At 42.7% G+C, this 15,681-nt stretch carries 12 protein-coding genes; 11 read left to right on the top strand and 1 reads right to left on the bottom strand.

The genetic code is table 11. The features are described from left to right. Window positions 1-141: 141 nt before the first annotated feature. The 5 genes from ACEN82_RS14585 to ACEN82_RS14565 all read left to right on the top strand — a co-directional run bounded on the left by ACEN82_RS14585 (window position 142) and on the right by ACEN82_RS14565 (window position 6,515). Window positions 142-1,944 carry a M61 family metallopeptidase gene (locus ACEN82_RS14585; RefSeq protein ID WP_413317574.1) on the top strand — a complete coding sequence of 601 codons (1,803 nt, stop codon included), beginning with the start codon at window positions 142-144 and terminating at the stop codon, window positions 1,942-1,944. Between the two features lie 107 nt (window positions 1,945-2,051). Next, on the top strand, window positions 2,052-3,008 hold the full coding sequence (locus tag ACEN82_RS14580; protein ID WP_413317572.1) for an adenylyltransferase/cytidyltransferase family protein: 957 nt from the start codon (window positions 2,052-2,054) through the stop codon (window positions 3,006-3,008). 541 nt (window positions 3,009-3,549) lie between these two features. Continuing rightward, entirely contained in the window at window positions 3,550-3,828 is a 279-nt protein-coding gene (gene rpsO / locus ACEN82_RS14575) for a 30S ribosomal protein S15 (RefSeq protein ID WP_090524765.1), read from the top strand. Window positions 3,829-3,955: 127 nt separating this feature from the next. Continuing rightward, window positions 3,956-6,088, top strand: coding sequence for a polyribonucleotide nucleotidyltransferase (gene pnp, locus ACEN82_RS14570; protein WP_354482072.1), 2,133 nt, complete (start codon window positions 3,956-3,958; stop codon window positions 6,086-6,088). 154 nt (window positions 6,089-6,242) lie between these two features. Beyond that, on the top strand, window positions 6,243-6,515 hold the full coding sequence (locus tag ACEN82_RS14565) for a hypothetical protein (RefSeq protein ID WP_413317569.1): 273 nt from the start codon (window positions 6,243-6,245) through the stop codon (window positions 6,513-6,515). Between the two features lie 176 nt (window positions 6,516-6,691). On the opposite strand, the gene ACEN82_RS14560 is transcribed toward ACEN82_RS14565, so the two are convergent. Next, the gene (locus tag ACEN82_RS14560) at window positions 6,692-7,858 is read right to left on the bottom strand and encodes a putative sensor domain DACNV-containing protein (RefSeq protein ID WP_090524769.1); all 1,167 of its coding nucleotides are present in this window, start codon (window positions 7,856-7,858) and stop codon (window positions 6,692-6,694) included. 269 nt (window positions 7,859-8,127) lie between these two features. On the opposite strand from ACEN82_RS14560, the gene ACEN82_RS14555 reads away from it, so the two are divergent. From ACEN82_RS14555 to ACEN82_RS14530, 6 genes are all read left to right on the top strand, one after another. Then, window positions 8,128-8,298 (top strand): hypothetical protein, encoded by a 171-nt coding sequence (locus ACEN82_RS14555; RefSeq protein WP_413317566.1) that lies wholly within the window; start codon window positions 8,128-8,130, stop codon window positions 8,296-8,298. A gap of 71 nt (window positions 8,299-8,369) precedes the next feature. Further along, window positions 8,370-9,530, top strand: a complete 1,161-nt coding sequence (locus tag ACEN82_RS14550) for an MFS transporter (RefSeq protein ID WP_413317564.1) — start codon at window positions 8,370-8,372, stop codon at window positions 9,528-9,530. 95 nt (window positions 9,531-9,625) lie between these two features. After that, the gene (locus tag ACEN82_RS14545; protein ID WP_413317562.1) at window positions 9,626-10,141 is read left to right on the top strand and encodes a DinB family protein; all 516 of its coding nucleotides are present in this window, start codon (window positions 9,626-9,628) and stop codon (window positions 10,139-10,141) included. A gap of 141 nt (window positions 10,142-10,282) precedes the next feature. Beyond that, window positions 10,283-10,885 carry a TetR/AcrR family transcriptional regulator gene (locus ACEN82_RS14540; RefSeq protein WP_091168098.1) on the top strand — a complete coding sequence of 201 codons (603 nt, stop codon included), beginning with the start codon at window positions 10,283-10,285 and terminating at the stop codon, window positions 10,883-10,885. A 418-nt stretch (window positions 10,886-11,303) separates the two neighbouring features. Further along, on the top strand, window positions 11,304-12,449 hold the full coding sequence (locus ACEN82_RS14535; protein WP_112655393.1) for an efflux RND transporter periplasmic adaptor subunit: 1,146 nt from the start codon (window positions 11,304-11,306) through the stop codon (window positions 12,447-12,449). Window positions 12,450-12,473: 24 nt separating this feature from the next. Continuing rightward, window positions 12,474-15,674 (top strand): efflux RND transporter permease subunit, encoded by a 3,201-nt coding sequence (locus ACEN82_RS14530; RefSeq protein ID WP_112655231.1) that lies wholly within the window; start codon window positions 12,474-12,476, stop codon window positions 15,672-15,674. Window positions 15,675-15,681 lie beyond the last annotated feature (7 nt).

Here is a 15,681-nt window from a genome sequence, read left to right as displayed (position 1 = left end):
CGTGGCCTGTTTTTTTAAGTTAAAACATCTGGTAAAATTTATCCCCAGTGGATAAATACAGGCGTTTTTCGGGCTAATTTCCGGTGATTGGTGAAATAAATAAATCGCTGTTTATTATATTCGGCAAAACCCAAGCAGATAATGAAATCACTATCTAATTTAACCCTGTCATTTTGCCTGTTTTTTTGTGCCGGCGTTTGGGCCCAGCAACCTGTTAATATGCAATATTCGGTGTCGATGGAAAAGGCGGCCGACCATTTGTATCATGTTGAGTTGACCAATAAAACCCACCTCAAAACGCTTGATTTTAAGATGTGCGTTTGGACACCGGGATATTACCAGCTAATTAATTTTGCCGGGGCTGTACAAAATTTTACTGTTGCCGATGCAAAAGGCAATTCGCTTAAATTTGATAAGCCTACTAAGGATATCTGGAAGGTTATTAACCCCTCGGCTGGAGATGTAAAGATCTCATACGATGTTAAAGCTGTTGTGCCGTTTGTGGGCAACGTTTACCTTGACGAAACAAGAGGCTACATTACCCCCGGAGGCTTGTTCATGTACCTCGACCAGGAATTACGCCATCCGGTCACCATCCAAATGAAGCCTTACAGCAAATGGAGCGATCTGGTAGCAACCGGGCTGGATACCCTGAAGGGACAATACCATGTTTACAAAGCTGCCGATTTTGACGTGCTTTATGACAGCCCGTTTTTAATGGGCGAACTGGAAGTTTTGCCGCCTTTCAGCGTACAGAATAAACCACACAACTTTATCGGTTATAAGTTGCCTGCTTTTGATAGGCAGGCGTTTATGGACGACCTGAAAAAGATAGTAGTGACCGGCAGCAACATCATAGGCGAAATTCCCTATACACACTATACATTTCTATCAATAGGCGCTGGCGGCGGCGGTATCGAACACTTAAACTCAACATCGTTAAGCTTTAGCGGTGGCGAAGGATTTAACACGCCAGAGGCTCGTAAAAAGCTGTACAACTTTATAGCGCACGAGTATTTTCACCATTACAATGTTAAACGCATCCGACCGGTGGAGCTTGGGCCGTTTGATTATTCGAAAGAGAACCATACCACTATGCTTTGGGTATCAGAGGGCTTTACTGTTTATTATGAGTACATGATCACCAGGCATGCCGGTTTAATGAATAACGAGGATATGTTTGGTGATTTTCAGAATAATATGCGTAACTACGAAAATGAGCCGGGACATTTGTATCAATCGGCAACACAGGCCAGTTACAACACCTGGGACGACGGGCCTAACGGCAGACAAGGCGACGATTTTAATAAAACCATTTCATACTACGATAAAGGGCCGATCCTTGGTTTGATGCTTGATTTCAGCATCCGCCATGCAACGCAAAATAAAAAAACGCTTGATGATGTAATGCACCTGCTTTATTATAAGTATTACAAAAAGCTGAACCGCGGTTTTACAGAACAGGAATTCAGGAATGAATGTGAGAAAATGGCTGGCGTGCCTTTAACCGAGGTGTTTGAATATGCATCCACCGTTAAACCGCCTGATTATCCAAAGTACTTCGCCTTAGGCGGTTTAGCTGTAGATACCGCTACGGCCACAGTTTCAAATGCCTGGGCCGGGCTAAACATGCGTCAGGTGCGGGATTCCATGCGCGTTACCACGGTAGCTTATCAATCACCCGCCTGGAATGCAGGCATTCGTGGGCGCAGTGTTATTTTGAAGGTTAATGGCGAGACCACTAATCCGGAAGCTTTGGGTAAAGCACTGGATAGCCGCAAAGAAGGTGATGTGGTGAAGTTTACCATTCTGAAAGATGGTGTTACCAAAGATATTGATGTAGTACTTGGCAAAAAACGCGAAAAATCATTTAGGATAACGCCGCTGCCGAATCCGGATCCGCTGCAGGCTGCTATTTTTAAAAGCTGGACGGATGGGAAGTAGCTGTTTGGTGAATGGTTGATTGAGTTGGTTCGGTGAGCAGTTGGTTAAATAAATAGTGTTTACTATAGTTTGAGGCTCTTCGTAAAATTACCTGCAATTTAACGCTTATGAAAATCATTGAAAAAGCTGAGAGATTGGCGGCATTAGGGCTTGATCTTGTTGTGTTAGACCGCTATCGTGAACCACATCGGTTTTACCATACCCTCGAACATTTGGACGATATATGGCAGCAATTGGAAAAACAGGGTTACGGCGATAACGATGTATTGTTGCTGGCTACGGTTTTTCACGATGTTATTTACGATCCGAGATCCGGCACAAACGAAGAGGATTCGGCGAGATATTTTAATGAAACGTTTACGAGGGATGGAGCGCTCAAAGCTCTCGTAACAGATATTATCCTCGATACCAAACATCACAAGCCGGGCTCGGCATTGTCAGAGATTTTCAGCGCAGCCGATCTTAATATCTTAAAACAGCCATTTGAAAAACTGCTGATTTATGAGCAACAGATTTTTAAAGAGTTTCAGTTTGTCGATCATAAGATTTACGGTGAGAAGCGGGTGGATGTTTTAAAAAGCTTGCGACAAAGTGTTGATAACCCGGCCCTGGATTATTTAATAGCCTATGTAGAAAACTTTAAACCCCGTATAGCAGTATATCCGGGGAGCTTTAATCCATTCCACAAAGGGCATTATAATATACTCCAAAAGGCCGAGCGGATTTTTGATAAGGTGATTATAGCCCGTGGTGTTAATCCGGGTAAAGATAAAGCCACATACGAATTGCCGGAAATATTAAGATACAGGCAAACTGAAACCTATGAAGGCCTGCTTACCGAATTTGTGGATACCCTGAATTACGAGGTTACCATCATCCGCGGATTAAGAAATGGCTCCGATTTGCAATATGAACTGAACCAATACCGCTATCTTCAAGAGTTAGGCGGCAAAAACATCGGTGTAACAGCCATTTTTTGCGATATGGAATTTGAACACATCTCAAGTACAGGTATCAGGCAATTGGAGAAGTACGGTAAAGCAGGAGAATATTTGTTATTTTGATGCTTGATTGGTGAGTAGTTGATTGGGTTGGATTAAGTCTTTAATAAATCGCGTTAGCGATTGGAGCGGATATCGGCCCGAGTTTAAGGCCTGCAGGCGTATGAGCGTATAGCGCGGGCCGAAGGTAACGCCATAATTGATTTCGGAGTCGGGATTTTTGATTTCGAATTTATTATAGCTTAACCGAAATTGAACGAATTAAGGAATTTATGAATTTGCCTGGAATTCTGCCAATTATTTAATTCCAAAAATTTGAGTTCAGACTATAATAGGCACTTATCGAACTCATCCCAACCACCTTCACTTCAAAAACTAACTACTCATCAATAAATCTCATCATAAACCAACCACTCACCCAATCAACCAGCCAGCCGTTCACTCCTGAAAAGATAACCACTCACTTAATCCAACCCAATCAGCCATTCACCATTAAAACAAACGCCAAAAACAAATCCATCCGCCCCCTTGCTTTTGCATAATTAATCACTATCTTTGCACCCACAATTAATAAAATAGTTAACGCTTTAATATTATTCAAGTAATGTATTTAGGTAAAGAAGCAAAGGCAGAGATCTTTGCAAAACACGGTAAATCAGCAGCTGACACAGGTTCGGCCGAAGGTCAGGTAGCTTTATTTACTACTCGTATTGCTCACTTAACAGGGCATTTGAAAAAAAACAAAAAGGATTTTTCAACTCAATTATCGCTACAAAAATTAGTAGGTAAACGTCGTGCGTTACTTGCTTACCTGTATAATAAAGACATTGAAAGGTACCGTGCTATCATCAAAGCTTTACAGCTAAGGGATATCATTAAGTAATTCTCTCCTTTTTTATTTAAAAGCCATCCCCATTTTAGGATGGCTTTTTTACTTTTGCAACATATATTTACACACATAAAATCCGATGCGCTCCCGAAGATGAAAAGTGCATCACAAACAAAAAAAGATGAGTTTAAACGTAATTAAAAAAGTTATTGATCTGGGCGACGGACGCACCATTGAGATCGAAACAGGTAAACTGGCCAAACAAGCGGATGGCTCGGTAGTAGTAAAAATGGGTGATACCATGTTACTGGCTACTGTTGTATCATCGCCTGAAGCTAAAGAAGGAGTTGACTTCTTGCCTTTATCTGTTGACTACCAGGAAAAATACGCTGCAACAGGCCGTATCCCGGGTGGTTTTTTACGCCGTGAGGCCCGTTTATCAGACTATGAGGTTTTGATCTCCCGTTTGGTTGACCGTGCTTTACGTCCTTTGTTCCCTGAAGATTATCACGCTGATACACAAGTGATGATCTCCTTGATATCTGCCGATAAAGACATCATGCCTGATGCTTTAGCCGGTTTGGCAGCTTCTGCAGCTTTAGCTGTTTCTGATATCCCTTTTAACGGCCCAATCTCTGAAGTACGTGTTGCTAAAATTGATGGACAGTTAGTAATCAACCCTACTTTAAGTCAGCTTGAAAATGCGACTTTAGAATTTATTGTTGCAGGCAGCGAGCACGATATCAACATGGTTGAAGGCGAATCAAAAGAAATTCAGGAAGCTGAATTGGTTGAAGCCATCAAGTTTGCCCACACTGCTATTAAACTGCAATGTTTAGCTCAAAAAGAACTGACCATTGAAGTTGGTAAAACCGAAAAACGTGTTTACAGCCATGAGCATAGCAATGAGGACTTGAAAAAAGCTATCTACGCTGCTACTTATGATCAGGTTTACGCCATTGCTTCTGCTGCATCTGCAAAAGAAGAGCGGAGTGCTAAATTTAAAGAAGTGCGTGACGCCTATATCGAAACCTTAGGTGAGATAGATGATATTACTAAAGGCCTTGCTAAAAAATATTACCACGATGTAGAATACGATGCTATCCGTAACCTTGTATTAGACGAAGGCAAGCGTTTAGACGGCCGTACTACTACACAGATCCGCCCGATATGGAGCGAAGTTGGTTATTTACCATCTGCTCACGGTTCGGCGATATTTACCCGCGGTGAAACACAATCATTAACTACCGTTACCTTAGGTGCTAAGGATGACGAGCAAATGATTGACGGTGCGTTCATTAACGGTTACCAAAAATTCTTGTTACACTACAATTTCCCTGGTTTTTCAACCGGCGAAGTTAGGCCTAACAGGGGTGCCGGCCGCCGTGAAATTGGCCACGGTAACCTGGCTATGCGTTCATTGAAACAAGTATTGCCATCTGAAGATGAAAATCCATACACTATCCGTGTAGTTTCTGATATTTTGGAATCAAACGGTTCTTCTTCAATGGCTACAGTTTGCGCCGGCACACTGGCATTGATGGATGCAGGTGTTAAAATTAAAGAGCCTGTATCAGGTATCGCGATGGGGTTAATCACCAACGAAATGGGTACCAAATATGCTATCCTTTCTGATATCCTTGGTGATGAAGACCACTTAGGTGATATGGACTTTAAAGTAACCGGTACTAAAAATGGTATCGTTGCTGTACAGATGGACCTGAAGATCAACGGCCTTTCATACGAAGTATTAACCAACGCGTTAAACCAGGCTAAAGACGGCCGTTTACATATCCTTGGCGAAATGGCTAAAACCATTACCGAGGCACGTGCCGACTACAAACCACACGCTCCGCGTATCGTTACCATTAAAATCGACAAAGAATTTATTGGTGCAGTTATCGGGCCTGGTGGTAAAATCATCCAGGAAATGCAACGCGAAACTGGTGCTACCATCTCTATCGAGGAAAAAGACAACCAGGGTATCGTTCAGGTATTTGCTGATAACAAAGCATCTATCGACGCCGCTTTAGGCCGCATCCGCGCTATCGCTTCAAAACCAGAAGTGGGTGAAATTTACGAAGGTAAAGTAAAATCAATTATGCCTTTCGGTGCGTTTGTTGAAATTATGCCTGGCAAGGATGGTTTGCTGCACATATCTGAAATTGATCACCGCCGTATTGAAACTATGGATGGCATCTTCCAGATAGGCGACGAAGTAAGGGTGAAACTACTTGACGTAGATAAGCAAGGTAAACTGAAGCTATCGCGCAAGGTTCTATTGCCTAAGCCTGAGCCAAAGCAAAATAATTAAGTGTTTTATACAGTAGCAAAACCCTCTTTATGAGGGTTTTGCTATTTTGTTTTAATTTTTTTTATTTTTTTAAAACAAAAAGCGGATGTTTAAACTTATTAACTGTTAATACGTAGTTGATAAAACCATAATTCCGATCCTGTTTGATAAAAAAATGACCCCTGCTGCTAACGATCCTTTAGATTTCCTGAATAGCAATTCGGCTGGTATGCAGACGGGTACTCAGACGGATTTGGTTCAGCAGTTACTGTACGAAATAATAAGGGTGAAGGAAATCATTGTCTATTACGACTCCATCCCAAATGGAGGCGGACAACTGGGATCATCTATACTCAATGAGCTGGTTTCAGAAGCTTATCTGTCGTTGGTTAACTACGATACCGTACTGATGCGGAAATATTACGATTTATTGTTGAATTGTGATTAGTCTGAACCTGGATTTTTTTGATTTTCAGGATTACATGGATTGTCTGACGGGTTATACGCATTTATAGAATTTATCTTTCGTCTTTCCTTTTTATTCTGCCAATTTAGGTTCAGACAACCCTGATGAAATCACACCGATAGTAACTAACCTCTAATCTCCAATCACTAACCTCTAACTCACAACAACAATATATCAATCTGATGCGCATGCACCATGCCTACAACCGGCGACCATGCAAATACCGTGAACCGGCCATCCTGGGAAGCTACCAAAGCCAAAGCGTCCTTTTGATCAAAAACAAACTGTGCTGCCGCTAAATGCCTTGTACCGCCGTTTTGCGCCGGGTGGATCACCCTGGTTGAGCAACCGACGATAGGCTCGGTCACTACGATCTCTTCAACAGGTGAGCTTTTTGCTGCGCGGCCTATTTTGGCACCGAACGCCAGCAGTTCGTGTTTATCATTTATTAGCGTTGCACCGTCTATCGAGGTTAATCCGCCTATGGTATCAACCGCACGGCGCATTTTTTCCTGCCATGAGGTGTGGTAACGGTCGATCCCTTCGTGAATCATCAAATCGGTAAGACCCGAAAACGGAGGGTCGACGGGGTAGGAGATCGGGGTAATGATAGATTCGCGCCATTCTTCGTTTCCGGAGGGCACAACTAATAATATGCCGCCACGTTTGTGGGCTTGCATGGAGGTAGCCAGCTGAACTAATACGTTTACCGGATCGTTCCATAGGGATGGTAAAGTAAAATCAAGCATGGCCGAAAGTACATTAGGGCAATCAGAGATGCTGGAGCCATGCTCGTCAACTACTTTAATATCGTCGCCTTTTAATATGGCTATGTTTACAAATTTGCCAAAGCCCTCTATACGGCGATGTTTGATCACTAATAATCCGGGTTCAATTACTTCCAGCACAAAACAATAAGCCGGGATAGCCAGGGTGGTCCCCCAGATGTAGAGTTCATCATCTTCTATCCAAATGCCCAAATGGATGCCCGGCTGTTGTACCGCCGAAGCAAATTTGGTGAGGATATTAGGCGCGAGTTTAATTTTACCGCCAAACAACAACGGCTGACCGGCAGCTTCGGGCGGCAAAAAAGCAAGCGTGAATTTTGGCGAAAATCCCTCTTCCCGGCGCAAGCTTGCCCAAAACGAGATATCGATAAGTGATTCAATAGTGGTGCAGCTGGGGGTAGGAGCAAGGTCTATCTCATCGTTATCGGCGAGGGCTTTGGCGTGAAAATGCCTGAAATGCCTTTCGATAATGGTTGCTACTTTACCGGCTGCTTTATATGTAGGTCCTGAACTCAAAGTTTTGGTGGTGTCTTTCATTTAAATACTTATCTCAAAAGTAAAGCTAAAAAAACATGCTAACAAACTAACGCATCAATATTGCAATTGGATGAGCCTCGCTCCAAACCCCTCTCCAAATGAGAGGAGTTTTTCAAGTCCTCTCCTCCGGAGAGGATTTAGGTAAGGTTGTTTGTCAACCGTTTATCATACTCATTATCAATTATCTTCCCAAAGTCAGTTGTTGACCCGGGTCAATTTTTTTTTGAAACCATTGTAGCAATTTTGCATCCGGAAACGATAATGTAATCATGAAACTCATATCACACCTCATATCACTCACCCTGCCCGATACCACACCACTGCAGGTATCAGCTCTTTTAAATCTCGGGTTAACTTATGTACAACAAAGTTTCAATAAAGTTTTTCATAAAGCGGCTCAAAATAATCAGCCCTGCGGAGAGCTTCAGCCATGTATGTAAGCTGCATTTAATTGCAGATAACGGCAGCCGCACTTATAAATTATAGCTAAATTTGCGCTTAATTATTAAGTATGGATCAGCTAACGGCTGCGGGCAAATCAAAAATGCGGATTGCCAACAGTATCTTCTTCTTTGTTTCGGGCTTCGGGTATTCTTCATGGGCCTCGCGTATTCCATCCATAAAACATCAGCTTAATTTAAATGAAGCCCAGTTGGGGGTTGTGCTGTTTGCCATGCCTGTTGGCCTGATGCTTACCATGCCTTTAACGGCTAAAATGATCAAGCATTTCAGCAGCCGTATAATGATGCTGATAGGTGCGCTGGCCTTTAGCCTGGTGCTTTGCCTCCCCGGTTTTGCAGCTTATATGTGGCAACTGATAGTAGTTTTATTTTTTGTTGGCTCAACCCGTAATATATTAGGTTTATCTATGAACTCGCAGGCCGTGGGGATCCAGGCTTTGTATGATAAATCGATCATGGTAACATTCCACGGCATCTGGAGCCTGGCCGGTTTTGGCGGCGCTGCTGTTGGCTATTTAATGGTATTATTTAACGTAGCGCCGTCATATCATTTATTAGCAGTAGGAATTGCAATGCTGATCCTATCGGTAATATTTTATCCCTCAACATATGATTATCAGCCCGCCGAAACACCCAATAAATCGGTATTTTCCATGCCCGATAAACATCTGCTTAAATTTTCTTTAATATGTTTCGCCTCTATGGCTTGTGAAAACACGCTGTACGACTGGAGCGGTGTTTATTTTGAAAAGGTAGTCCATGCCACCAAATCATTCGCGGAGGCCGGCTTTGTAGTTTACATGGTTACCATGACCATTGGCCGCTTTGCGGGTGATAGGGTAGTATCGGCCATTGGTATAAAAAAGGTGTTAACTTATAGCAGCTCGCTGGTTTTGGCCGGTTTGCTGGTATCTGTGTTTTTACCATATACTTTAACCGTTTATTTGGGCTACGCCATGATAGGCATGGGGGTGTCATGTATAGTGCCGCTTATATTTAGCATGGCCGGTAAATCAAAAACAATGAACAGCAGCCAGGCCCTGGCCGCCATATCAACAGTTGGTTACCTGGGCTTTGTTATAGTACCGCCGATAGTTGGTTTTATTGCGCAGGCAGCAAACCTGCAAATAGCCTTTTTTGTTGTTGCCGCCTTTGCTGCCATGATGATATGGTTGGTGCGTAAAATTGAAGATGAGCCCGTGGTATCATAGTTTTGTCATATAAACTGCTTAGTATTTACGCCAACCCCGTTTTAGCTTATAATTGTGTCATCAAATCCACTGGTTTGATATAACATCTGCAACAAATGAGCACAAACATTACCGAAACCAGCATACAGCCGTCAACAGAATTATTTATCAAAATGGTAGTCTCCAACTGGGAACTGCAAAACAGTCGCCTAAACGGTTTACTCGATAAGTTAACTGACGAAGCTCTTGCTGCCGAAACTGCTCCCGGCCGAAACAGCGGTATTTACCTGCTGGGTCACCTTACCGCTGTTAGCGACGGAATGTTTACCTATTTAGGTTTGGGCGAAAGGCTCTATCCCCAGCTGGATCAAATTTTTGTTAAAAGTCCTGAAAATTCTGGGTTGGAGAAACCGTCACTGGCTGAGCTTAAACAATATTGGGCTAAAGTAAATGAGGCTTTAACCGAAAGGATGAATGCTATGCAGCCCGAAGACTGGTTTAAGCCGCATAGCGCCATTGCAGCAGATGATTTTGCAAAAGAGCCGCACCGTAACAGATTAAATATCCTGATTAATCGTACTATACACCAGGGCTATCATATTGGGCAATTGGTTTACCTGGTAAAGAAATAAGCGTTTACCGACCGGATTTGACTCAAAAGGTTTAATCCATGACAATTGGATGAAACGTTTTTTACAAAGGGATGGTAAATAATCCTCAAAACCGTTATACTTTTGCTTAACACTGTTAAATGATTTAATAGTGTAATCAAAATGGCAAGTAAAGAACGAATTCAGCGCTTAAAAGAGGAAACCCGGGTTAATATCCTGGATGCCGCGCTCCACATAGTTAAGCACGAAGGCTGGCAGGCTTTAAGCATGCGTAAGATTGCTGATGTAATTGAGTACACCGCGCCCATTATATATGAATACTTTGCAAATAAGGATGCTATACTCATGGAACTTACCCGCAAAGGCTATTTGATATTAGCAAAGGACATGGAGGAAGCCAAAGAAAAGCACCGCCTGCCCGAAAAGCAATTGGAGGCCATGTGGCTTGCTTACTGGAACTTTGCTTTTGAAAATAAGGAGCTTTACCAGGTTATGTTTGGCGTACAGATGAACTGTTGCTGCGAAATGGTAAAATCAATGCCCGAAGCCCAGCTCCCTACTACGATGGTTAGCGAGGCTATTATGCAACTGATGGATATAAAGGATATCAATGACGAAATGATCTGCACCAAGTACTATACGTTTTGGTCGGTCGTACACGGTTTGGTGTCCATCAACTTACTGAGCAGGGGATTCTCTGACGAAGTTAACCGCCAGGTTTTAAAAGATACCATAGGCGGTATCATCAGGTCGATGAAAGATTAATTCTTTCTGTGACTTGAAAACTACACTGTTAAATTACCTTACAGTGTTAGGTAATTGTTAAGCACTTTTTAAAACAAACTCTTAATACAATGAAAAAGCTCACTCACAACCCACGCAATCCATTTAACAGTGTTAAACGATTTAACGGTGTTGTAACATCTAATTTATGCAATTGCTGTAATTAGCGTACATCGTTTCGGTATATCGTCATGAAAAATCGTGAAAATAACGATATAAGGCATTGGAAATTAAATATTATAAATATAAGTAATTGATAATCAGTTTAATTATATAACTGGCATCTCAATTGAAAATGATCGGCAACAGTAAAACAATGAAAACAATCAAATCATCATATATCACAAGCCCAACGGCTTTTTCTAATCCTATTCATTCACCACTCTTAAAATCATCACTCATGAAAACACTCCTTTTAGCAGCAGTTGCAGCTTTAACATTATACGGATGTTCATCTGCACCGCAGGCTCCAACAGCACCTCCACCGCCGGCCTTACCGGTGGCTTCTATAGTATCAGGTACCGAAACTACTTACCAGGAATATCCTGCTTCAATTGAAGGTGCCGTTAACGTAGAGATCAGGCCACAGGTAAGCGGTACTTTAGATAAAGTATTTGTTGACGAAGGCGCCTTCGTATCTGCCGGTCAGCCAATATTTAAAATTAACGAACAACCATACCGTGCGGCTTTAAATAACGCGTTAGCAAGCTTACATGCAGCCGAAGCTGCGCACGTAAATGCGCAACTGGAAGTTGAAAAATTAACTCCGCTTGTAGCTAATAAAGTAGTTTCTGACTACCAGCTAAAAACAGCTAAGGCAGCAGCTGATGTAGCGAAAGCCAATATCGAATCGGCTAAAGCTAACGTAGCTACCGCGCAGATCAATTTAGGTTATACCTTAATAAAAGCTCCTGTAAGCGGTTATATCGGTCTGCTTGCTAAGAAACAAGGTAGCCTTGTTGCTCCTGCGGACGTTGCTCCACTAACTCAATTATCAGATGTTCATGATGTACACGTTTACTTTTCATTGGGCGAAAAAGATTTTGTTGCCTTTAAAGAACAATATCCAGGCGCTAACCTGAAAGATAAACTGAAAAATGTACCATCAGTATCATTATTGTTAGCTGATAATACAGAATATGCTAAACAAGGTAAAATTGATATTGTAGACGGTCAGTTTGATAAAAACACCGGCGCTATCACTTTAAGGGCAAATTTCTCAAATCCTGACGGTCTTTTACGCTCTGGTAATACCGGCAAGATCCGTTTAAGCCTGAGCCATAAAGATGCTTTGATCGTTCCGGAAGCTTCAACTATCGAAATGCAGGATAAAGTATTTGTATTTGTAGTTGGCGATAGCAGCAAAGTGAAAAAACAACCTATCGACATAATTGGTAAATCAGGTGATCACTACCTGGTTAAGGATAAAGAAGCTATTAAAGCCGGCGACCAGATTGTGTTAGAGGGCATTGATAAATTACAGGAAGGTATGGTTATCCAGCCTCAAAAGGCTGCAGATAAAGTAGCCGCTGTAGTTAAGAAATAATACATACACTTAAACTTTAAAGTCATGTTTCAAAAATTTATAGAAAGACCGGTACTCTCAACTGTTATCTCCATATTGTTGGTGATAGTGGGTGTGCTTGGTTTAACAAAACTGCCCTTAGAGCGGTTTCCTAATATTGCCCCTCCGTCAGTATTGGTATCGGCTGTGTACCCGGGCGCCAATGCCGAAACTATTTTACGTTCCGTTACGCCTTCGTTAGAAGAAGCGATTAACGGTGTGGAAAATATGACCTATATGACCTCTACCGCCAGTAATGACGGTACATTGGGTATCACTGTTTACTTTAAACAGGGCACTAACCCCGATCAGGCAGCGGTAAACGTTCAAAACCGTGTTTCACAGGCTTCAAGCCAGTTGCCCGCTGAGGTTTTGCAATATGGTATTACAACTACCAAACAGCAAAACAGCTTTATCGGTGCTATGGCCATCTACTCCGAAGATCCTAAAAAATACGATCAAACCTTTGTGGCCAACTACGCACAGATCAATATCGTTCCGGAAATTAAACGTATCCCGGGTGTAGGTTCTGCCAGTATTTTTGGTGGTATTAAGGATTATTCAATGCGCGTTTGGTTAAATCCTACCCAAATGGCAGCTTACAATGTTACACCGGCCGAAGTAACCGCCGCTATACAGGACAAAAACCTTGAAGCAGCACCAGGTAAATTTGGCGAGCGCAGTAACGAAGCATTTGAGTATGTAATTAAATATAAAGGTAAACTTACCAAACCAGAAGAATATCAGAACATCGCCATCCGTGCTAATGCAGATGGTTCTGTATTGCGTTTAAAAGACGTAGCACGTGTTGAACTGGGTGCATACTCATATAATAGCGTTAGTAACCTGAACGGCCACGATGGTATTATCATCGGTATTATCCAATTGTCAGGTTCAAACGCCAACGAAATCCAGATCGCTATCGACAACCTGATGGTGAAATTGTCTAAAGATTTCCCTGTCGGGATTAAATACAACCAGTTCTATCGTACTAAAACCGATCTTGACGAGTCTATCAACCAGGTTGAGCATACATTAGTTGAGGCCTTCATCCTTGTATTTATCGTAGTATTTATATTCCTGCAGGATTTCAGATCAACATTGATTCCGGCTATAGCGGTTCCGGTTGCTATTATCGGTACGTTCTTCTTCATGAACCTGTTTGGGTTCTCGGTTAACTTGTTGACACTGTTTGCGTTGGTATTGGCTATTGGTATTGTGGTGGATGATGCCATTGTGGTAGTGGAGGCGGTGCATGCCAAAATGGAGCATGACCCAAGCCTAACCCCTAAGGCTGCAACTACGGAGGCCATGCACGAAATTACAGGTGCCATTATATCTATTACGTTGGTTATGGCGGCGGTATTTTTACCGGTGAGCTTCATGACGGGCTCAACAGGTATCTTCTATCGCCAGTTTGCCTTAACCATGGCTATATCTATCATTATATCGGCTGTTAACGCTTTAACTTTAAGTCCGGCTTTGGCTGCGCTATTCTTAAAGAATAAACATAGCGAAAACGGTCATGACGCACCTAAGAAAAGCTTTGTAGAGAAATTTTACGCGGGCTTCAATGGTGGCTTCAATTATATGACCAACAGGTATGTTGGCGGCTTGAAAGTTCTGATCCGTAATAAATGGATCAGCATGGCCGGCCTTGCCTTGGTAGTTGTTGCTACAGTTTACATGGTAAACAAAACCAAAACAGGCTTTATTCCTACCGAGGACCAGGGCTTTGTGGCCATAGCTGTTAATACACCATCAGGTACTTCATTAGCAGGAACTAACAAAACCTTTAAACTGGCTGAGGATCAGTTGAAAACACTGCCGTCAGCACGATTTGTTACCGCGCTTTCTGGTTTTAACTTCTTAACACAATCCAGCAGCCCGTCGGCAGGTGTTATCTTCCTGTTGTTGAAGCCTACTGAAGAAAGGGGAGAAGTTAAAAATATTGATGCTATCCAGAATATTGTTAGGGGCAAATTAGCAGGCATACCAGGTGGTACGTTCTTCGTGTTCAGTTTCCCAACCGTTCCTGGTTTCAGCAACGTGGAAGCGCTTGACGTAATGCTGCAGGATAAAACCAACGGCAGGTTGGATAAATTTAGCGGTGTTGCCAATAACTTTATCATGAAACTGATGCAGAAACCAGCGGTTGCTTTCGCCTTTACTTCATACAAAGCTGATTACCCTCAGTTACAATTAGAAGTTGATGACGAAAAAGCCAACCAGTTGGGTGTAAGTGTTAAAGACATCCTGTCAACCATGCAGGCTTACTTTGGTACCGCACAGGCATCAGACTTTAACCGCTTTGGTAAATACTACCGTGTGGTTGTTCAGGCAGATATTGCAGACAGGACAGATCCATCGGCAATTGACCGTGTGTTTGTTAAAAACAAATCGGGCGAAAATGTGCCGATCAACACCCTGGTTAAATTAACCCGTGTGTATGGTTCAGAAACTGCTTCACGTTACAACTTGTTCAACTCTATCGAAATAAATGCTATCCCTAAACCAGGCTACAGCTCTGGTGATGCCATCAAAGCGATTGAGGAAACAGCTAAGGAGCAATTGCCGCAAGGTTTTGCATATGAGTTTACCGGCCAAACCCGCGAGGAGATTGCTTCAAGTGGTCAGTCGACTGTGATCTTCCTGTTATGTTTGGTGTTTGTATACTTCCTGCTGTCTGCACAGTATGAAAGTTATATCCTGCCATTGGCGGTAATACTTTCAATACCTACAGGTTTATTCGGGGTATTCATTGTGTTAGGCTTAACCGGTATCGAAAACAACATCTATGTGCAGGTTGCGCTGATCATGCTCATCGGCTTGCTGGCCAAGAACGCCATCCTGATTGTAGAGTTCGCGGTGCAACGGCGAAGGGCAGGGCATGGGTTGGTTCAATCGGCTATTGAAGCTGCTCAGCTCCGTATCCGTCCAATCATCATGACCTCCATGGCCTTCGTATTCGGTTTATTCCCGATGAGTATCGCTACCGGCCCATCTGCACAGGGTAACCACTCTATCAGTATTGGTGCAGCAGGCGGGATGGTTTCAGGCGTACTGTTAGGTTTGTTTATCATACCTGTACTATACGTGATATTCCAGGGCTTGCAGGAACGCATTAGTGGCAAACCTAAGCCGCTTGCTGCTGCCGGCGACCATGGGAAGGATGCTGTAGTTCTTGAAAACGAATATTCAGCTTAATCAATCA

The sequence above is a fragment of the Mucilaginibacter sp. Mucisp73 genome (assembly GCF_059491465.1).
This window is presented reverse-complemented; position numbering and strand designations above follow the sequence as displayed.